Origin of the sequence: Tenacibaculum sp. 190524A02b, assembly GCF_964036645.1 — a bacterium.
GTDB classification, from domain to species: domain Bacteria; phylum Bacteroidota; class Bacteroidia; order Flavobacteriales; family Flavobacteriaceae; genus Polaribacter; species Polaribacter vairaonense.
In genome coordinates this window covers 2237252-2258985 of sequence record NZ_OZ038525.1, presented here as the reverse complement: position 1 = coordinate 2258985, position 21734 = coordinate 2237252, and the positions used below count along the sequence as shown (strand labels likewise).

The 21734-nt window shown below is 31.5% G+C and carries 16 protein-coding genes; 4 read left to right on the top strand and 12 right to left on the bottom strand.

All coding sequences use genetic code 11. The features are described from left to right. Positions 1-241 precede the first annotated feature (241 nt). From ABNT65_RS09050 to ABNT65_RS09040, 3 genes are all read left to right on the top strand, one after another. Positions 242-2095 carry a CocE/NonD family hydrolase gene (locus ABNT65_RS09050; protein WP_348747709.1) on the top strand — a complete coding sequence of 618 codons (1854 nt, stop codon included), beginning with the start codon at positions 242-244 and terminating at the stop codon, positions 2093-2095. Positions 2096-2563: 468 nt separating this feature from the next. Continuing rightward, positions 2564-5044: a T9SS type A sorting domain-containing protein gene (locus ABNT65_RS09045; RefSeq protein WP_348747708.1), complete on the top strand. Its 2481-nt coding sequence runs from the start codon at positions 2564-2566 to the stop codon at positions 5042-5044. A gap of 267 nt (positions 5045-5311) precedes the next feature. Further along, positions 5312-6052 (top strand): diphthine--ammonia ligase, encoded by a 741-nt coding sequence (locus tag ABNT65_RS09040; protein ID WP_348737446.1) that lies wholly within the window; start codon positions 5312-5314, stop codon positions 6050-6052. An 87-nt stretch (positions 6053-6139) separates the two neighbouring features. Here the strand turns inward: ABNT65_RS09040 and ABNT65_RS09035 are convergent, their stop codons facing one another. The 8 genes from ABNT65_RS09035 to ABNT65_RS09000 all read right to left on the bottom strand — a co-directional run bounded on the left by ABNT65_RS09035 (position 6140) and on the right by ABNT65_RS09000 (position 15401). Continuing rightward, complete coding sequence (locus tag ABNT65_RS09035) at positions 6140-7288, bottom strand: sensor histidine kinase (RefSeq protein WP_348747707.1); 1149 nt, start codon at positions 7286-7288, stop codon at positions 6140-6142. Then, the gene (locus tag ABNT65_RS09030; protein WP_348747706.1) at positions 7289-8386 is read right to left on the bottom strand and encodes an FIST signal transduction protein; all 1098 of its coding nucleotides are present in this window, start codon (positions 8384-8386) and stop codon (positions 7289-7291) included. It lies immediately after the preceding gene. Positions 8387-8497: 111 nt separating this feature from the next. After that, a complete protein-coding gene (locus ABNT65_RS09025) occupies positions 8498-9064 on the bottom strand; it encodes a PAS domain-containing protein (RefSeq protein ID WP_348747705.1) in 567 nt (188 codons plus the stop codon). 11 nt (positions 9065-9075) lie between these two features. Then, positions 9076-10560, bottom strand: coding sequence for a S10 family serine carboxypeptidase-like protein (locus ABNT65_RS09020; RefSeq protein ID WP_348747704.1), 1485 nt, complete (start codon positions 10558-10560; stop codon positions 9076-9078). Positions 10561-10601: 41 nt separating this feature from the next. After that, the gene (locus ABNT65_RS09015) at positions 10602-11366 is read right to left on the bottom strand and encodes a TIGR02757 family protein (RefSeq protein WP_348747703.1); all 765 of its coding nucleotides are present in this window, start codon (positions 11364-11366) and stop codon (positions 10602-10604) included. 29 nt (positions 11367-11395) lie between these two features. Beyond that, complete coding sequence (locus tag ABNT65_RS09010; RefSeq protein WP_348747702.1) at positions 11396-11950, bottom strand: CPBP family intramembrane glutamic endopeptidase; 555 nt, start codon at positions 11948-11950, stop codon at positions 11396-11398. A 110-nt stretch (positions 11951-12060) separates the two neighbouring features. Next, positions 12061-12723, bottom strand: a complete 663-nt coding sequence (locus tag ABNT65_RS09005; protein ID WP_348747701.1) for an ABC transporter ATP-binding protein — start codon at positions 12721-12723, stop codon at positions 12061-12063. Between the two features lie 197 nt (positions 12724-12920). Next, positions 12921-15401, bottom strand: a complete 2481-nt coding sequence (locus ABNT65_RS09000; RefSeq protein WP_348747700.1) for a DUF5916 domain-containing protein — start codon at positions 15399-15401, stop codon at positions 12921-12923. 241 nt (positions 15402-15642) lie between these two features. Here ABNT65_RS09000 and sucC point away from each other — a divergent pair, with 241 nt between their 5' ends. Continuing rightward, on the top strand, positions 15643-16839 hold the full coding sequence (gene sucC / locus ABNT65_RS08995) for an ADP-forming succinate--CoA ligase subunit beta (protein WP_348704512.1): 1197 nt from the start codon (positions 15643-15645) through the stop codon (positions 16837-16839). Positions 16840-17009: 170 nt separating this feature from the next. Here the strand turns inward: sucC and ABNT65_RS08990 are convergent, their stop codons facing one another. From ABNT65_RS08990 to ABNT65_RS08975, 4 genes are all read right to left on the bottom strand, one after another. Next, positions 17010-17372, bottom strand: a complete 363-nt coding sequence (locus ABNT65_RS08990) for a hypothetical protein (protein ID WP_348747699.1) — start codon at positions 17370-17372, stop codon at positions 17010-17012. Between the two features lie 63 nt (positions 17373-17435). Further along, positions 17436-18368: a restriction endonuclease gene (locus tag ABNT65_RS08985; protein ID WP_348747698.1), complete on the bottom strand. Its 933-nt coding sequence runs from the start codon at positions 18366-18368 to the stop codon at positions 17436-17438. Between the two features lie 27 nt (positions 18369-18395). Beyond that, a complete protein-coding gene (locus ABNT65_RS08980) occupies positions 18396-19910 on the bottom strand; it encodes a class I SAM-dependent DNA methyltransferase (RefSeq protein WP_348747697.1) in 1515 nt (504 codons plus the stop codon). Beyond that, positions 19907-21619: a DUF262 domain-containing protein gene (locus tag ABNT65_RS08975; protein WP_348747696.1), complete on the bottom strand. Its 1713-nt coding sequence runs from the start codon at positions 21617-21619 to the stop codon at positions 19907-19909. Before ABNT65_RS08975 ends, ABNT65_RS08980 begins: the two co-directional genes overlap by 4 nt. Positions 21620-21734: the final 115 nt, after the last annotated feature.

Genomic DNA, 21734 nt, shown 5'->3' with positions numbered 1-21734 from the left:
ATGGATGAGTTGTTTGTTATTGGTAAAATTTAAGCTGTACATAATAAAACTTCAAAAAATGGAGTAAGTAATTTTTCCTTTTGAAAAGAAAAGATAATACTATAAGTATTAGAATTATATTTTTAGATTAGCGTTAAGGTAGTTCCTTAAAATTCATAATCAATTGACAGTCCTTTTTTGAGGATTTTAAGGTAAAATACTACAAGTAAACAACAAACAACTAAATGAAAAAACACTATTTATGAAACGTACTACTTCAATTTTATTAAAAGGAATTTTTATTTTCTGTTTTTCCTTTTTTAGTTTTAGTCAAGAAGCGGAGGATACTTATAACTTAAAAGATCATTACACAAAAGAAGAAAAAACGGTAATAATGCGAGATGGTGTAAAGCTTCATACTACTATTTACGCACCTAAAGATACTTCAAAAAAATATCCTATTTTATTATATAGAACCCCTTATAGTTCTAGGCCTTATGGAAAAGATGCATTTCGTAAAACAGTTGGTCCGAACCAGTTTTTAATGAAAGAAGGAAATATTATCGTTTATCAAGATGTTCGAGGTAGATGGATGAGTGAAGGAACTTATGATAATATGAGAGCCTATATACCTAACAAAAAAGGAAGTCAAATAGACGAATCTAGTGATACTTATGACACAGTAGATTGGTTGGTTAAAAATGTAGCTAATAATAATGGTAGAGTAGGTATTTGGGGAATTTCATACCCAGGGTTTTATGCTACTTGCTCACTGTTAGATACACATCCTGCAGTAAAGGCTGTATCTCCACAAGCACCTATTGGTGATTTCTTTTTTGATGATTTTCATCATAATGGAGCTTATATTTTAGCGTATTGGAGAGCCAATGCTGTATTTGGTATTCATAAAAAGGAAAATACAACAAAAGCATGGTATAAAATGCCAGAAGTAACCTCTAAAGATCAGTATGATTTTTTCTTAGAAAAAGGGCCATTAACTAGTTTAGATGAATATAATAAAGACAATTTTTTTTGGGAGCAATTAAAAGACCATCCTAATTATGATACGTTTTGGCAATCAAGAGGAATTGTACAACATTTAGAAAATGTAAAACCTGCTGTAATGACAGTAGGAGGATTGTTTGATGCGGAAGATTTATACGGACCTTTGGAAACTTATAAAAATGTAGAAAAACGTAGTAATAATTATAATATTATGGTTTTTGGTCCTTGGGGGCATGGAGATTGGGCTAGAAAAAAAGGGCGACAGTCTATTGGGAATGTATATTTTGGTAGTGGTATCTCTGAAGCATATCAAAAAGATGTTGAAACTAAATTTTTTAACCATTTTCTAAAAGGAAGTGGGGATAAAAAACTTGATTTACCAGAGTTTAAGGTATTTGATACAGGAAAAATGGCATGGAATTCTTATGATGTTTGGCCTCCTAAAAAAGCAAAGAAAAAATCATTTTACCTTTCAAGTAATGAGGAATTAGGAACAAAATCTAAAAAGGGATCTGTAGAATTTGTAAGTGACCCTAAAAAACCAGTTCCGTATTCAGAAGATATTAAAATGAATTACAGTTTACGTAAATACATGACAGATGACCAACGCTTTGCAGCTAGGCGACCAGATGTTATGGTATTTGAAACTCCTAGGTTAACAGAAGATATAACATTGGTAGGTGAAATTTTGGCAAAACTAAAAGTAGCTACTACTGGAACAGACGCTGATTGGGTGGTAAAAGTAATTGATGTATACCCGTATGATGCTCAAGATACAGAAGAAACACAAAAATATTTAAAAATGTCTAACTATCACTTACTTGTGAGAAGTGAAGTAATGCGTGGTAGATTTAGAAATGATTTTAGTAAACCAGAAGCTTTTGTACCCAATAAAAAAACGGAGGTACATATAAAATTACAAGATGTACATCATACTTTTAAAAAAGGGCATAAAATACAGGTTCAAGTGCAAAGTACTTGGTTTCCTTTAATTGATATGAATCCACAAACATTTGTACCTAATATTTTTAAAGCAAAACGATCAGATTACAAGAAACAAACACATACAATTTTTCATGATTCTAAACTAGAAGTTTTAGTCTTAGAATAATAAAAGCTTTTATAGAAAACTTTTAAACAGGCTAATAGTAGCCTGTTTTTTTGTGCAATGTATGTTTAATTGTTTAAGATTTAATACAATTTACGGATGAGCTTATTTAACAGAAGTTATTAGAATGACCAGAATGTCATCGTTAGGTGAAATCTGAAGGTAGTGGTTAGTAAATTATTAACCTAACAAACAGAAATATGATACAATAGTTTGTTTTGAGGTAGGTAAAAGAAAGCTCAAGCGTAGTTGTGTTATGGTTTCGATTTATGATGAAATATGAGTTAAAAAACAGCAGTTTAATTGATGTAAAATAGCTTATGTAAGTTTCTAATTCAACAAGTAATCTTGAAAAAGTAACTATAAAGTACGGATTGTCTAATAGTACCTTATTTATGTTATAGTTAGATAAAATAAATAAATACAATTAAAGTTTAATATGGCATTAACTTTAATAGACCCCGAACAAATATGAAAAAACGATTATTATATGTAGCTTTATTAGCACAATTACTATCTGTAAATGCTCAGGAAAAGAGCTTTAAAGATCAGATGGTTGCATCGGATGAAAAGGCTCCTGAATTTGCAGTAAAGGATGCTAAGATTTCAAATCAATTTTTAGAATTTAAAAGAGCAAAGGCATGGAAAAGTAAGCTGGCAGCAAATTCAATATTTTCAAATCCCGCAGATTTAGATATTGTGAATATTGGAGGAAGAGTTCGAGCAAGTTTGGTAGATTTAGACAATAATATTGCTTTAGTTGCTCCCTCAGGAGGAGGGTTATGGACTTTTAACCCTGTTACAGGAACTCCTTTTGTTCCTTTGGATGATTTTGGGTCTTTCTTGGCAATTACGGACATAAAACAGCACCCTAATAGGAAAAAGGAGCTATTAATAGCTACTGGAGATGAAAAGCATGGTACGGTAGGTAATGGAATTTTCAAGTCAGTTGATGGAGGAAAAACATTTGAACTTTTGGAGAGTACCAATCCTAAAAATGATAATGATTTTAAGTTTTTAAGGTATATAAGATACGCACCTAATGCAGAGGCTATTTATATAGCATCTAGAGATAAAATATTTAAATCAAAAGATGAAGGGGAAACTTGGACAGAAGTTTTTAAGGTTAATAATTTTGGTTTTATTCATGCAATAGATTTTTTGAATAATGGCAAAATGATTGTAGGTGTAGATTATCAAGGAGTATATACTTCAACAACAGGTGAGTTGGGGTCTTTTGTAGCAGACACGAAATTGCCTTTTGATAAAGCAGGAAGAGATAAAGGCTATAGAGGAGTAATAGTTGCCGTTAGTCCAAGTAATAGAAATATTGCTTATACAGTTATTTGTGAGTCAAAACCAGAGGTCATTTTAACTATTCATAAGACTATAAATGGAGGTGTTTCTTGGACAAAAGTCATAGCACCAAATTTTCCAAGAGTTTCGCAAACTTCATTTTCAATGACAATAGGAGTACACCCGAACGATCCCAATACCGTAATATTAGGGAATATTGGATGGGCCTACTCTAGAGATGGTGCTACATCATGGGAAAGAGCAGCAGGATTAGAAGTAGATTATCATGATATTCATTTTCATGAGTCCAATCCAGATGTAGCCTATATAGGGTATGATCAGGGTATCGGAAGAGTTGACTTTAATAAAACACAGATGTTTTCGATATGGGACAATATACAAAAGAAGTACGTACAGAAACAACAAATAGAACAGGTAGAGCTAGGAAAAAAGGAAGGTTTTAATACAACACAAATTTATAGTGGAGATTATTTTCCTGAGGAGTATGGAGATTCTTATATAGAAGGACAGCAAGATGGAGGCTCTTTTGCTATTGTAAATGGAAAGAGTAGAAGAGTAGTTGTAGGTGATGGAGGAGCTGCTTTTGTAAATAAACAGAATCCTAAAAAAGCATATGCTTCTGCTCAATCTGGATGGATTACACGAACAGAAAATGCTTTGAATCCATTAGACCTTAATACAGGGAAATATGTCCGTATTGACGGATTTTATAAAAATCATCCGCATTTTGTAACACAATTCGTTGGAAATAATGCCGATGGTACACAGTTATATATTCCTAAAAATAATTCGTTGGAAAGAACAGTAAATGGAGGAGATTCTTTTACATCAATTTTTGATCATGAATTAGAGTATCCTTTTGTAACTACTGAAGACCGATTAAATCCTATTGTATATATGGTAGGTTTTGATAGAAATGCTAGAGGAAATGATTTTGTGAGAATTGAAAATGCAAAAACAACTCCTATTATTAAGCACCGAAAAAAAGTTTTGTCGAGTGCTGAAGTAGGAAGGGTAACCTCTATTACTATGAATCCTAATGATAGAAACTCAGTATATGTAACTACGCAATTAGGATTGGCTTTTAAAATTACCAATTTAGATACGGATACTCCTAAAAGCACACCAATTAATGGAGATATACCTAATGTGTTTTTTAATACAGTAATTGGTGTTAAAGAGGATCCTGAGATTGTTATTGCAGGAACAAATATAGGAGTGTTTTTTTCTACAGATAGTGGAAAAACTTGGACAATTAGTAATGAGCTTCCTTATACAAAGGTTATGGATTTGAAATTAAGAAACTCGGATAAACGATTGTTTGTATTTACACATGGAAGAGGAGCATGGGCTGTTTCAGTATTAAAAAAATCTTTAACGGTTAAAGATTTTACAAAGTCGTTAGATTGGGAAATTTATCCTAACCCAGTTCATAAAGATGGAGTTATATCAATTAAAGCAGATAATAATTTGAAGTTTGATAAAGTTAATATCTATGACAAAAATGGGAAAAAAGTTATAGTAACTAAAAATAGGAAGCATATTAATGTATCAGGATTATCTTCTGGAGTTTATATATTACATATAATGAAAAATAAACGTATTGTTTTTATAAAAAAGATAATTGTAGTATAGTTATATTTTTTACTTTTCAGTACTTATAATTATATTTTATGGTAAGAAAACTGGTAAAGTCGTATTAAGATTTTGCCAGTTTTTTATTGACATCACTAAAGGATATAATAGTTTTAGGTTTCTTTCGAAATTAAAGGATGAGAGTGGTGAAGGTGATTTCTTTTGAGTATATTTTAGTAATAAAAGTTACCTACAGAAAATATTGATGAATACTCCTGTTTCTATCAAAGTTAAAAATTTACAAAGATTTTAAGCATCTTTGTAAGTATGAAAAAAGCATACTTTAATTGGAGTTCTGGAAAAGACTCATCATTGGCATTGTATAAAATATTACAAGAAAAAAAATATTCGGTACAAAAATTAATTACCAATGTTAATAAAGAGTATCAACGAGTTTCTATGCATGGATTGCATGAAAATTTATTAGAAGCACAAGCTGATAGTATTGGAATTCCTTTAGAAAAAATTGAGTTTCCAGCTGATGTTACTATGGATTTGTATAATGAAAAAATGAAAGAGAAAACATCATTATTGAAAGCGGAAGGATTTGAGTATGCTGTTTTTGGAGATATTTTTTTAGAAGATTTAAGAAAGTATAGAGATGCCAAACTGCAAGAGGTAGGAATAACAGGAGTTTACCCTTTATGGAAAAAAGACACGAAACAGTTATTGAGAGAATTTTTAACCTTAGGCTTTAAAACCATTACGGTATGTGTAAATGCAAAATTACTAGGAGAGGAATTTGTAGGTAGAGTTATTGATGAGGCATTTATAGAGGAGCTTCCAGATAACATTGATGTATGCGGAGAAAATGGGGAGTTTCATACATTTTGTTATGATGGCCCTATTTTTAAGAAACCAGTAGATTTTACGATAGGAGAAAAGGTCCTTCGTTCTTATACTTTACGTAATAATGATGATGATAATTGTTATCAAAAATCAGATACAAAAAAAGTAAAAAAAGCGTATGATTCTAGTTTTTGGTATTGCGATTTAAAAGTAAAGTAAAAGAGATGTCTAAAACTTGAAGTTATATCAATTTATTTATAAGATATTTTATTGTTTAATTGATATTATCGTTTGATTTATAAAAGATTAGTTAAGAGTAAAGTAAAAGGTGGTTCCTTCATTAACAACAGAAGAAAGCCATATATTACCGTTATAATTTTCTACTATTTTTTCAACAATAGATAGGCCTATACCTGTTGAATTTTTCGATGTTTCTAATTTTTGAAAAACATTAAATATTTTTTTGTGATATTTAGGCGGAATACCTTTACCATTATCTTTAACAAAGTAAGCATATTTGTTATCTGTAATTGTATAACCAATTTCTAAAATTCCATTTTCTTTGTTGTTATACTTAATAGCATTGCTAATTAAGTTTTGAAACAACTGTTGTAACCTGTGAACATCCCCTTTAATGCAAGGAAAATTTTTATGAATATTTATATGTATATTTTTCGGTATAAGCATGTGTTTTAAAACATCTTTAATAACTTTATTTAAGTCTATAAAAGAAACTTCAAAGTCTTTTTGTCCAATACTAGAATACTGTAAAATACCGCTAACCAAACTTTCCATTCTAGTAATATTATCACTAATAGCATCTAATTGTTCTATAGCATCTGAGTTTAAGTTTTTACTATGATCTTCTTTTATCCAATTAACTAATGCATCAATATTACGTAAAGGAGATTTTAAATCGTGCGAAACTACATGTGCATAATTATTGAGCTCTTTATTACGCTCTTCAAGCTTTTTTAATAATTTTTGTTGGTTTTCATGTGCTTTACAAGCTTCTAAGGTTGTAGCAAATTTATTGATAACAGGTAAAAGCTGGCTTAAATCTTTTTGACACATATTATTCCCTTTAGAATATAGAAATAAAAAACCATGGGATTTTAATCTATAGACGGCAAGATGCCCTTCAGTAATATCAATGGTAGTAAGGTCTTTTAAATCATTATTGTATGGAATTAATATATAGGTGTCAATATTGTTTAAAAAGTCTAAAGATTTTTTGGAAAGGTTTGCTTTTATTTGATTTCCATAAGGGATAGAGTATTCTGTAGAGTAATTAGATTCTTTACAGTGAATTAACCAGCAGGCATTTAAGTTTCTTCTTTTTAATAAGAGTTTTAAAAATTGATTACAATTATCGTGGTAATCTAAAGATTTACCAATACTTATGGCATACTCATAGAGTCGTAAAACATCTAATATTTGATTATTGTTTTCCATTTATTCAAATAAGCTAACTACAATAGTTTTATTGTAAAACTCTATAAAACCATTACCATATGAGGAAATTTCACCTAAGGTTAAAGCGCCATTAATATCAATATCAGGGAATTTATTTTGAATAGTTTTTGAAACGTTTTGAATTTCTTTTTCAAAATCATTTTCCAAGTATAAAACTCTAGAAATGCAATCAATAACAAAAGCTGTTTTTGGATTTTGAGCTTTAGAAATACTTTCTTCAGTAGCCTCAACGGCAGCATTAATCAAAGAGCAAGCATCACCTTTCATAATGTTAATCAATGTGTTTTCTTCTACTTCTCCTACACATACCAATTCATTATTAGCATTTACAGTTAAAGGATCTCTAATTACAATATCCAACCCCTGTTTTATGATGCCTAATGGATAGCCTTTGGCAATGTCAAAAAAGTTAGAATCATTAAATGTTTGCTTGGCATCTTTCTCTACAATGTCTTTATAAATAGTAAAAGGGTGTTCCCAATTAATTTCTTCAACTGTGTTTGTGTTTGCTTTGTTAACAATAAAAGGCCCATTTAATTTTTTCCATCCATGTTTAACACCAATACTAGATTTCATTTCTAAAATACACGCAATAGCAGCGTCTTCAAAAAAGCCGTCTTTAGAAAATACACATGGTTGTTGTACTAGAGATAAACTTCCAGCACCACCTCCAAAATAATTGGTTTTCATACCGTAATTTTCATACAATTTACTTAAATAATTAGAAATATGAGCAGTTAATCCATCAACATATGTAATTAAACTGTACTCTTTATCTGAATTAAAAGCTATATTAGGAATGGTAAATGATTTTTTACTAATTTCTTGAATCGTAAATATTTTTTTTACATTGTATAATGGAGTAACTACAATTCCTTTTTCATAAGTATTACTTTGTGCAATCACCTTAGGAAAAATACCTCCAATAAAAGAAATATTAGCTTTATTTAAAGCATCTATTAATTCTGGTATCTCTATTTTAATATTTTCGCCTATAGCAATTAAAGCACAATTCTCTTTAACATGTTCCTTAATTTGAGTAACAATATCATGTACGTGATTAGAAAGTATAAGCATTTTGTTAGGTTTTAGAATTTAAAATTACTCAAAAATGCTTTTCTTAAAATTATCTATAGATGAATGGCAAAAAAGTTAAGGTGAAGTAACCATATCTTGCTTTATACGTTTTTACACAGCTTCTTTTTCTAAGGCTAAAAAATGGGTGGTATTTTCTCCATAAAGCGGAAAAATAGACAGTTCACATTTATACGCTGTTTTGTCCTTTTTATGATTAATGATTACTTCTTTAAAAGGTTTATTAGCTTTTAATTTTGCACGAATACGTAAACGGGTTTCTTCTGAAGTATGGATACCTTGTAAAAAACTAGGTGTTTTATTTATAGCAAAAGATTTTGAATACCCAGTCATGGTGGCAAAACCATCATTTACCCATATAATTTTTCTAGAAGTATCCGTAAGTATCAAGGCTTCAAAGTTATTATTGACTAAAATTTCATCAAAATCATTTTTCCATTGGTAAATTTTAGCCATTTCTTTTAAAGCAATCATTTCCTTTTCTACCTTAGTATAACCACTCAATTTATTAAAATTTTGAACATGTACATCCCAACTAATTAAGTTAGTAGTACTATAGTTTTTCGCTGTAAGGAGTGGTTGCAATAAAATAGCATCGTCTTTGCTTAAAGACGATGCGTACATATCTAAACACATCATATTATTGATGTTATTTTTCATAAAAACAGGGGTTAATATTTTGCAGCTCCAATATTTTTAGAACTCTTTTCTATAAAAATACGTAAATCTTCATTAGCTTTTTGTAAATCTTCTTTTCTAAGGTACATCATATGTCCACTTCTGTAACCTTTAAAAGATAAGCGTTCTTTTAATTTACCACTTGGATCAATTTTACCCAATGTATATTTAGCAGCAGAGTAGGTGGTAGCACCATCATAATATCCAGACTGTACTAATACATTTAAGTATGGATTTTGAGCCATGGCTTTACGAAGGTTTTCACGTGCATTATTTTTAGTAAAGTCCCAAGGGTATACAGAGCCAAAAACATTGTACTTTACATCTGTATTAAATTTTAATACATTTTTAATGTAATAATTAATAGCTGGTGTAAAAGAGTGTAACCAAGATACTAATTCAGGACTATAATCTGGTTTAGAACCCGTTTCTCTTCGGTCAATACCTAAGTATCTACTATCTAAACGACCTATAGTTTTTCCAGCAGTGTCACGTAACAATTCTTTCCAAAAATAACTTCTAGGTAACTCTAAGTTGTGTTGTAAAATAACTTCTTTTTTAATGCCTGAGTAGTATGCCATTTTTTCGGCAATAGTCTGTTTTTCATTTTCAGAAATATAGCCACCTTTAGCTAATGCTGGTAATAATTGATTGATAGCAAAATTTTCAGACTCATTTAAAGTGGGCAATAAATCCTGTTGTTGTAATTTTTGAGGTAACATTTTATGATACCAGGCTGCGGCAGTATAGTAAGGAAAGTTAATAGCATAATCTTCAGAACTGTCAGTTCTAAGTAATAGGTAATCTGCAGGAGATACCATAATTACACCATTTAAATACATCCATTGATTACTTTGTAGTTCATGAGCTAATTGCATAACACGCGTACCTCCATAACTTTCTCCAATAATATATTTAGGAGATTGCCAACGGTTAGCTCTTGTTACAAAATTATTTAACCAATCGGCTAAATATTTAGCATCAGCATTAATACCAAAAAAATAGTTTCTATCTACAGTTTCGTCTTTTTTAACAATAGGTCTCGAGTAAGCCGTGTTTACAGGGTTTACAAAAACAATATCTGCGACATCTAAAACGGAGTATGGATTGTCTTTTATTCCATAAGGCTGAATAGGATTTCCTTCATCATCTATTCGTAGTACTTTAGGGCCTGTATAAGCAATGTGCATCCATACAGAAGCAGAACCTGGCCCTCCGTTAAAAGACATAATTAAAGGTCTTTTTTCTTTATTAGGTACATCAGTTCTGTGATAATAGGTATAGTACAAGGTTGCCTTAGCATTTCCTTTAGCATCAAAAACAGGTTGCATTCCGGTTTGTGCTTTATAGCTTACTTTTTTTCCTTTAATGGTTACCGTATGGTTGGTTACTACAGTTGTATCTGCAGGAATACGGTGGTCTTGTGCGTTTATAATTACACTTGCAAAAAGTGCAATAAAGCTTAGAAGCTTTTTCATTATTTGTTTTAGTTTTTAGGTTTGTTTGGCAGTTAAAAGTATTAAAACTTCTCAAAAACACCTAATCCAAACAAAGCAAAGTCATATTTAACAGGATCGTTGCTGTCAAATTCACGTAATATACTATCTAGTTCAATCAATGCTTTCCAATCATTTTGTTTACGAGTTAGTAATCCTAATTTTCTAGCTACATTTCCCGAGTGTACATCTAGTGGGCAGTGTAAGTGTTTTGGTGAATGGCTATTCCAAATACCTAAATCTACTCCTGTGTTGTCTTTTCTAACCATCCAACGTAAAAACATATTAATACGTTTAGAGGCAGAATTTTTTAAAGGATCGGATACATGTTTTAAGGTACGACCTTGATGAGGTATCTCAAAAAATGCCTGTTTAAATTTATGAATAGCTTGTTGGTAGTTATCTTTTCCGTTTTCAGGTTTCAGTACTTTTTCTAAACCACTATGATTTTGATAAATATTTTGTAATGATTTTACAAAGAAATTAAAGTCAATTGCGTTAAAAGTTCTGTGAACAAAACCTTCAAACCTATCCGTATAATCATCCGTATAATTCATCACAAAATCATAAGGAGAATTTCCTAAAATATCTATCATACGATGGGCATTTTTAATAATCATTTTACGATTGCCCCAAGCAATGGTAGCTGCTAAAAACCCAGCAATTTCAATATCTTCTTTTTGAGTAAATAAATGTGGAATTTGTATAGGATCACTTTCTATAAAGTCTAAAGTATTGTATTCAATAACTTTGGCGTTCAAAAAATCTTTCAGCTCTTGTTTGTTCACTTAGTATTTATTTAGGTTAAGGTAACTGTTTACAGCATACCATCGCCTGCAAAAGTAATCAACATAAAGAAAGCATTATAACAAGCATGTAAAAGAATACTCCAAGCCAAGCCAAAACGGACACGAATAAAACCTAAATAACTACCTAAAATAATTTGAGGTGCAATTAAAATTGGGGTTAGTAATAATACATTACTGGTTATTTTATAATTGGTAATGTGTATTAAACCAAAAAGAATGGCAAAAGTATAAAAGGCTATTTTAAATACTTTTTTGCGTTTGAATAAGGTTAAAGGCCCTCTAAAAATAAATTCTTCTGTAAGTGGAGCCACTACTACTACAAATAAAAATATAATAGGTTTAGAAAAATCTTTAAGCATGCTTTCCATGGCATGTTTTTCCATGTCAATCAATTCTAAATGTTCAACAATTGCAAAAAGAGGCATTAAAAAGAAACTAGTTAAAATACTAATACTAAGTAGGTGTAAAAACTTATGAACTCTATAGGAGTTTTCTGTATTGGAATCTTTTTCCAAAACAGGATTTTTTAGGTAGCTTATAAGCTCTTGTAGTGTTTCTTTCATAAAAAAACAGTTTACACTATAGGTATTATTTATAAGGATAATGTTACATAAAATTACTTTTATTTACATTATTAAAGGGGGATGTATTTAGAGGTTTATCTCTAGGTGGTTTATTCCACAATCACCCCATCTTTCATGGTTAAGGTTCTGTCTGCCATTTCAGCTAAGTCTTTATTATGAGTGACTAAAACAAAGGTTTGCCCAAATTTATCACGAAGTTCAAAAAACAACTCGTGTAAATTTTTAGCAGAAGCAGAATCTAAGTTTCCACTAGGTTCATCAGCATAAATTACAGCAGGATTGTTAATTAAAGCTCTAGCTACTGCCACACGTTGTTGTTCACCACCAGACAATTCGCTAGGTTTATGTCCTTCTCTATGTGATAAGCCTAAAAAAGAAAGTAACTCTTTTGCTTTAGCTTCAGTTTCTGTTTTTCCTTTTCCGGCTATAAAGGCAGGAATACAAACATTTTCTAACGCAGTAAATTCTGGTAAAAGTTGGTGAAATTGGAAAATAAAACCAATATGTTGATTACGAAAAATAGAAATATCCTTGTCTTTTAAACCTTGTATAGGAGTGCTGTTAATTTGTAATTCAAAATAACTGTCTTTTTGAGGTTTATCTAAGGTACCTAAAATTTGAAGTAAAGTAGTTTTACCAGCACCAGAAGGCCCTACAATAGCTACAATTTCTCCTTTTTTAATATGAAGATTCACACCCTTTAAAATTTCAACATCTCCATATTGTTTATGGATATTCTTCGCAATAATCATAGATACTCTATTATAAGAAACGAATGTATAAAAAAGAAATCAGATAACGATTTAGGTTATCTGATTTTTATGTTGGGGGACGTTTACAAATGAGCCATTATTCAATGAAAGTCCTATTTTATAAAATGTTAGGTCTTTTTGTTTAGATGCGTAAATTAGTATTTTTAATTTAAAAAACTACTTACAATTATATAGTATTAAAAGATGTTTTTTAAATTATTGTAATCAATAAAATACACAAGACGTAAAGAAAACGTATGTTTCATGTTTTCATCAAAAAGACGTTCTAAGTTTTCAGAAAAACTTACATCAGCAGGTGCAAAATCATTACTAGGGTTAATAGAGTTTCTATAAAAAGCAATTAATTGACTTCCAGGAGCAAACTGCCAAGTATAGTTTAGGTCTAAATTCCAACTATTAAAATTAACATCATGATTATCATTATAGTTGTTATCCTCCAAGTACCCATCTTCTTTTAAGGTATAAAATTGCGCATCGTATACCGCTTTTTCCCAATTATGCCTAAATGTTAAAGAAAGTGAAGCATTGGCATTAAAACTATATTTACCAGAAAGCGTATTTTCATAACTATGAATATCACGTTCACCAAAAATAACACGATCTTGTAAAGGAGCCAAAGCAGCATTGTCGGTAACATGATCTTCGTTAATTTTTTTAACGTAACCTCTGTCTGCTTCGTTTTTACGATACCTGAAATTGTAAATTAAAGAAAACTGATTGTTAAATCTGTATCTAGGTGCTAATCGGAAACCATAAATAAATTTTTGTTCGTTAAAAAACTTATTTAAAAAGAAATTATAATCAAAGGCTAACTTTTTTCTATAATCGGTAGATCCCCAATGGTTAATAGCCACTCTAGGATTTCTAATAAAGTAAATACCACTAGTACTCCCTTGCCTAGGTTCAAAATAATCAAACTGTTCACCAATATTACCATTAACATTACCACCAAAAGCAAATCTATCTTTAGTTTCAAAAAATACATTTAAAGCTACCCAGTTTCCAGTATATACACCAGACTTATGCAAATAATTAACATTATACATAAATCTAAACCTGTAGTTATTAAAAGATTTTGTAGGCTGTAATATTTGATACGAAGCAAATCCGTATAAAGTTTGCGTATTATTTCTGTTTTGAATACCCAAATCATTAATATTATAATCACTATTGTCAAACTGATACCCAACTTCACCACGCCAATTTCCCGCATGCTTACCAATACTTGTGTCAAAAGAATACCCAGTATTTGGATGATCTATATCATCAGAAATGGCACTCATTTTAAAAGAACCATCAATATTATATCGACTCTTTTTATCTTCCACATGCCATAACAAGCCACTTACATTGGCATCTCTAAATTCACCTACACGGGTAACATTGGTATTAATTAAGGTAATGGCAGAATTTTGATTAAACTGTTGGTCCAATACCATAATATTATAGTTAGCAAAAGAATTGGTCGTTACTTTTCTAGTTTCTTGCGTATCTTTATTTATAACAGTAGCCTCGGCTTTATCTGTAATAGCATTAAAAAGCCCTATACCCAATCCTTTTTTAGTTCTACCAGAAACCTTCACAGCATTTAACATATCAACTTTATCAGGTTTCTCTAAAATTTCTTCATTATCTGCTAACTGATCTTCAACTTTAAATTGATCAATAGGTTTTCCACCAATCCTTCTAGAATAAAACAAACGCCCTTTGGTAAATAATTCTGTTCCTTCTGTAAAAAATTGACGTTGTTCTGTAAATTGCTGTTCAAAGGGGCCTAGGTTTAACACCACATTATCAAAAGCAGCCTGACCAAAATCAGGAATTAACGTAGCATCAAGGGTAAAGTTTTCGGTAATTCCATATTTAATATCCATACCCACGCTCCAATCCGCAGTAGTTTCTGTACCATCATCAATTACAGTTCCAGAAGCATATGGATAAAGAGTTAAACGTGTAGGCGGTTTAATATCTTTTAAATTCTCAACCAACCCATCATATTGAGTCCAGTTTCCACTAGTATTATCAATATGGTTCCACGTAAATTGCGCATTTAAGTTTTGCACCCTTCTGTGAAAGTTAACCGCCCAAGATTGTACTGGCTGATTGGCAAAACGCAATGCACGGTACGGTATTTTCATTTCCACTATCCAAGCATTGTCAGTAAGTTGAATACTGCTATCCCAAACCGCACTCCAATTAAAATCTTCATTTCCGTTAGATACTTTAGCGTCTGCTTGTACTCCAGAACTGGTTACAATAAACTGAAAAGGATTTTGCCCATCATCAATAGGATTAATGGTAACCAAAAAAAAGTCGGCATTACCAATATTATCTCTATTGCTAAACTCAGCCGGAATTTTTGAAGGATCTGGAGCGTGCATTACAGCACTTATATAAATAGCATTGTTATCATACAATAACTTTACTTCAGTTTTATGGGTATCGGGTTCTTTTTGCCCATTGGTAGGGCGCATCATTACAAAATCTTTGGCAATTTCGGCGTTGTTCCAAGCGGCTTCTGTAAGTTGTCCGTCTATTTTCATAGGCATAGTAGTACGCACTGCTTGAATTCTTTTTCTATGAGCATTTGGGCTTTGTGCTTTTGATACATGGGGAATGATCAAAGACACCAAATAGAGTAAGGCTGTTTTACGCATAAGTTTTATATAATAGTAGATGGTGCTAAATTATTGATGAATTAGGGTAATAATTCATAAAATCCTGTTAATTACTGTAAAGACCTGTTAAAAAAAATACTGTGACGCTTCGTTTGTTAAAGTTATGTGAAAGTAACTTACAGTTCAAGTTACAAATTATTATTATAAAATAAACAGCATTTTATAAGGTATTATAAATTGAATTTGTATTTTTGTTCGACTTTAAAAACATTCTTATCTAATGAACTTACACGAATATCAAGGTAAAGAAATATTAAGCAGTTTTGGCGTTCGTATACAACGTGGAATTGTTGCAAATACACCAGAAGAAGCTGTTGAAGCGGCTAAAAAGTTAACTGAAGAAACCGGAACAGGTTGGCATGTAATAAAAGCTCAAGTACACGCAGGTGGACGTGGAAAAGGTGGAGGCGTTAAGTTAGCTAAAAACTTAGATGAGGTTAAAAGTATTTCTAATGATATTTTAGGAATGATGTTAGTTACTCCTCAAACTTCAGCAGAAGGAAAATTAGTAAATCAAGTTTTAATAGCAGAAGATGTATACTACCCAGGTGATAGTGAGCCTAATGAGTTTTACATGTCGGTTTTATTAAACCGTTCTACAGGAAGAAACATGATTATGTATTCTACTGAAGGAGGTATGGATATTGAAACTGTAGCTGAAGAAACTCCACATTTAATTTTTACAGAAGAAATAGACCCAGGTACAGGTTTATTACCTTTCCAAGCACGTAAAGTAGCATTTAACTTAGGGTTATCTGGTGCGGCGTTAAAAGAAATGGTGAAATTTGTAACGGCTTTATATACAGCATATATCAAGTCAGACTCATCAATGTTTGAAATTAATCCAGTATTAAAAACATCTGATGATAAAATAATGGCTGTAGATGCTAAAGTAACTTTAGATGAAAATGCATTATACCGTCATAAAGATTACGCTGCAATGCGTGACATCCGTGAGGAGAACCCAATTGAAGTAGAAGCAAAAGCTGCTGGGTTAAACTACGTAGATTTAGATGGTAATGTTGGATGTATGGTAAACGGAGCTGGATTAGCAATGGGTACTATGGATTTAATTAAGCAAGCTGGTGGAGACCCTGCTAACTTTTTAGATGTTGGTGGAACTGCAGATGCACAACGTGTAGAAACAGCTTTCGGAATCATTTTAAAAGATCCAAACGTAAAAGCAATCTTAGTAAACATTTTTGGAGGTATTGTACGTTGTGACCGTGTGGCACAAGGTGTTGTAGATGCTTACAAAAACATGGGAGACAAAATTAATGTACCAATTATTTGTCGTTTACAAGGAACAAATGCTAAAGAAGCAAAGGAATTAATTGACAATAGCGGAATGGAAATTATCTCTGCAACAGAGTTCCAAGAAGCTGCTGATAAAGTACAAGAAGTTTTAGAAGCTTAAGTACACAGCTCAATTCAATTAATTTTTAGTTAAATATAAAAAAAACCTCACAGGCATGTGAGGTTTTTTTATACCCTTATTTTGTAGTTTTTAATTTTTAGTTTATCATGAAACTTCATAACTTATGTAAGTTGTCATTACGAACGAACGAAGTGAAGTAATCTGTTTATCTATGGAGGAGATTGCTTCGATGCCTCGCAAAGACATTCATTTTTGTCATTACGAACGAAGTTTAAACTAATTTCACCAAACTTATCTTTAGTAACTTTTACATGCTCGTTAATTTCACCACTAATATCACGCATATACATCATTATATACCCAGGCGTATTGTTGTACTGAGAAAATCGTTCAATAGAATTTTGTATATGTATAGCTAAAGCGGCACGTTTTTCATCTACACTAGAAGTATCTATTAGTTCAAAGTATAAACGATTAGCAAGGGTAGGGTCTTTTTTTAATAAACGAAGTATTAGTTTATCCTTTTCCTTAGCAGGTAGTTGGCTAATAGCTTCTTTAAAACTCTTTATCAAAGGTCATAAGTACAAAATAGTTAGTTTTAAATAATACGGGCTTGAATTATAAAAATAAGACTATTATTCCTCAAAATAGTCTAGATCTATTTTCTTTAGTACAATCGTTTCATTTTCCTGCACGCCTAAATTAAATTCAATAGCTAAGTCTGCTAACTTTTTTCCGTCTATAAGTACTATCTTTTGTTGCTTACTATTATCAGCAGTTTGTACAGCAGCCTCAGAAAAGCGAGAAGTAGTTAAAAAGACACCTTTATTAACACCTTGCAGGGCTAATGAACCTATAAAGTTTCTAATATCGGGTGAGCCTACCTTGGTGTCATTATACCGTTTGGCTTGAATATAAACGCTTTCTAAGCCTAAACGATCCTGATAAATAATGCCATCAATACCATGATCGCCAGATTGCCCAGTAACTTTACCTGCCTCTTCTCTAAATGCACCATAGCCCATTTTTTGTAATAACTCCACAACAAACTTTTCAAAAAACTCAAAGGTATTGTCTTTTAGTTTATCAATTAAGTCCGTGGCAAGTTGTTGATGTAGTTCATTTACGGTAGTATTTAAAAGCTCGTCAGGTGTTTGGTTGTCGGTTACTTTGGTAGCTGTGTTAGTAGTGCCATTGGTATCTTGATTAAAAGTAGCTGCCCATTCTTTGTATTTAGGCATGGTTTTTAATACCTGAATGTTTAAGGCTTTAGGATTACTAGCTAAAAAGGCAGTACCATATTCTGTTATTTTATATACACCACGACTAGGGTAACTGATTAACCCTGCATTTTTTAAATAACTACGTGTCCAACCTACACGGTTTCTAAACAATCCCATAGTACCACTAGGTACTTTTATTTTTAAATGGGCGGAGGTTAATTTAAAATGAGCAGTAAGCAATTGCATTACTTCATTTAAGGTTTTGGTTTGCCCGTTTTCTAATAACTGTAACATGGGTAACATGATACGCTGAAAATCGGGAATTTCTTCTTTTAGGGTTTGCATTTTTAGTAGAAATAAAATTGTTCTCTTTTATTCGTTTAAGGTTTCCATAATTTCTTTAAAACCAGCTAAACTAGCTTCTATATTTTCTATAATTTCACCAGCTAATATATCTGGATCAGGTAGGTTGTCTAAATCCGTTAAACTTTTATCCTTTATCCAAAAAATATCTAAGCTCGTTTTATCTCTATCTATAATATCCTCGTAAGTATATTTTCTCCAACGACCTTCTGGGTTTTCTGGACTCCACGTTTCCTTACGCTTGTAAATATTTTCTGCATTATAACAAGTAACAAAATCAGCCAAGTCCGCTTCAGTCATTGGTTTTTTCTTTAAGGTATGATGTACGTTAGTACGATAATCATAAAACCAAACATGTTTTGTTTGATGGTCTTTACTACCAGGTTTGTTGTTAAAAAACAATACATTTGCTTTTACACCATGAGCATAAAAAATACCAGTAGGTAATCTTAAAACGGTATGTAACTCGGTTGTTTTAAGCAGTTGTTTTCGTATTTCTTCACCTGCACCACCTTCAAATAAAACATTATCGGGTAATACCACAGCGGCTTCTCCTGTAGCTTTTAATTGGGTTTTTATATGCTGTAAAAAGTTTAACTGTTTGTTGGAGGTGGTTTCCCAAAAATCCTGACGGTTATAACTTAAATCTTCTTTAGAGGTTTCTCCATCTTCTTTGGTTATAGTAATACTACTTTTTTTACCAAATGGCGGATTAGCCAATATATAGTCAAAACGTTTACCATCATCAGTAATTAAAGAATCATTAGGGCTAATGGTAGACTCACCATCTATTTCGCCAATATTGTGTAAAAACATATTCATTAAACACATACGGCGGGTATTGGCTACAATTTCATTACCATAAAACGTTTCATTTTTTAAAAAGGCTTTTTGTTCTCTATTTAAGTTGTGGTTAGCCACAATATAATCATAAGCCGCTAAAAAGAAACCGCCTGTACCACAAGAAGGATCAGCAATGGTTTTTTCAGGCTTCGGTTGTACACAAGCTACCATGGTTTTAATTAAGGCTCTTGGAGTAAAATATTGTCCAGCGCCACTTTTGGTATCTTCCGCATTTTTTTGCAGTAAACCTTCGTATATTTTTCCTTTAATATCAGCTCCCATTAAATTCCAATCTTCACGGTTTATCATGTCAATAACTCTGGAAAGTTTGGCAGGGTCTTGTATTTTATTTTGACTTTTGGTAAATATTTGCCCTAATATACCTTTTTCACTAGCCAAGGTACGTAATAGCTGACTGTAAAAAGATTCCAATTCGGCACCACGTTTATCGGCAAGGTTTTCCCAATTGCAAACCTCAGCATCTTCAATTTCGTTACCATCTACATCTTTTAGCTTCGGAAAATGTAAACCTTTATTGTAGGGTGGTTTATTTAACTCATCTGCCATTTTTAAAAATAGCAAGTAGGTAATTTGTTCTAAATAGTCACCGTAGCTTACGCCATCGTCACGTAATACCCCTGCTAAGTTCCAAATCTTAGATATAATTGTTGCGTCTGTCATACTAATTCCTTAATTTTTTCTTTAATCTTAATTTCCCTTAATTGTAAAAACCTATCATACTTTGCTTGAACTTCTTCATTGGGAGTATTATCGTTTACAGTTTTCATAATTTCAAACATATCATCATTAATAAAATGAGTTTTTAATAAGGTTTTAACCTTTTCGGTTGATTTATGTTTTTCCAGCATAATTTGTACGTATTCTGCTGGTGATTTTTTACTAATACTTTTGTTAGTTGTCCCTAAAATAAGAGTTCTATTTAGTATGGTATTTACATTTTCTGTAACTCCTTTTTCTTCTAAAAACTTCTTTGGGAAAATATGGTGGTCATCTAAATCAGTTTTAGCATATTTTAACTTGTCTTCTTCGTAAAAGTCTAGAGCGTCGTTTTTAAATAATAAATTAAATACCCCTTTGTATACAGAGTTTCCTGCATTTTTTTTGTCCAGTAAATTAAACGTTTTGTCAACAATATCGTGCATGGTTCGTACTACTTCAGGAATATTATCATCATTAGTAAACCATTGTACTACCTCTTTATAATCTTTGGTTAGTTTTCCTTCAACAGAACCAGAATATCGTTCACTAAATACTGAAGCCCAATACCATTTATTTATTTTAGGAATGTTTTGATTTTCTTTCATAAAAAAAGAAATAAACGGTACTATAATGGGAGAGTATGGGAACCATTTATCAACTCTAGCAATTCCATACTCGTTAATATCAAGCAAACGAATTAATACTTTAGTTTCAACAATACTCACAATAGTTTCCCAAGTATTTTTATTAAGTATTTCGGCATTTATTTTAAGCATATCTCTAGCTTTAATACTTAGGCTGTGGTGCAATGCTAACGATTGTATAAAATAATAAGGAATAGAAGTGTTACGTTTATTATGTAATGCATACTTTTTAATACGCTCACTGTTATCAAAGGCATTTTCCCAGCTTTCTCTAAGGTTAATAAACTTGTATAATCGGGCAACTAAAAGGTCAAAAACAGAAAGTTTTACTCCAGTTCTATTAATGCGCTCAAATAATACCGCAATATTTTCGGGCTTTTCATTAACAGGTACATCTAAGGTTAATGCTTTATAGTTTGTGATATTTCTTATATAATCTCTAATTTTTTTATCTTCTTCCTTGCTGTAATTTTCTTTATAATTTTCGTACCAAATTTCCGTAAAGTCTTCTTTAATAAAGGTACATGGTATAATTTCTTGTGCTACCAACAACTCCATTTTAAAGTTATTGTGTTCATCTTTGAGTGATGTATAATGCCGCCATACTTTTGAGGTACTAAACACACTATTTTCTACATCATCATATAATAAAGCACGTATATTAATAAAAAAAGCATAGGGGTTTGAGGCGTTCTTTAAAGGTATATTAGGGGCATATAAGGCATAAAAAAAAGAACTTAACCTCTGTTGTCCGTCTAAAATTAAAATAGTAGGCTTTTGGGTGTAGTTTGGGTTTACCATCTGAGCCCCTTCAATAGCTATAGGTTTAAACGGAGGGTCTAAAGGGTTTACATTATGAATTAAAAAATTACCAATAAACATATTTTCTAACAAAGATTTTATGAGCTCTTCGATATCTTGTCTAGCCCAAATAAAATTTCTTTGAAAGTCAGGTAACATTACTTCTCCTGTAAATGCACCTTTGGCTAACGATAAAAGTTGTTTATTTCCTTGAGATAATTCCATTATATCTTTACTTTCTCTTTTTAATTGTTTGTAATGTACTTACTGAGTTGATACCATTTTACTCCGTTTCTCTCCGCAGAAGAACCATACAGATGGTTGTTGTTGGTCATTGCGA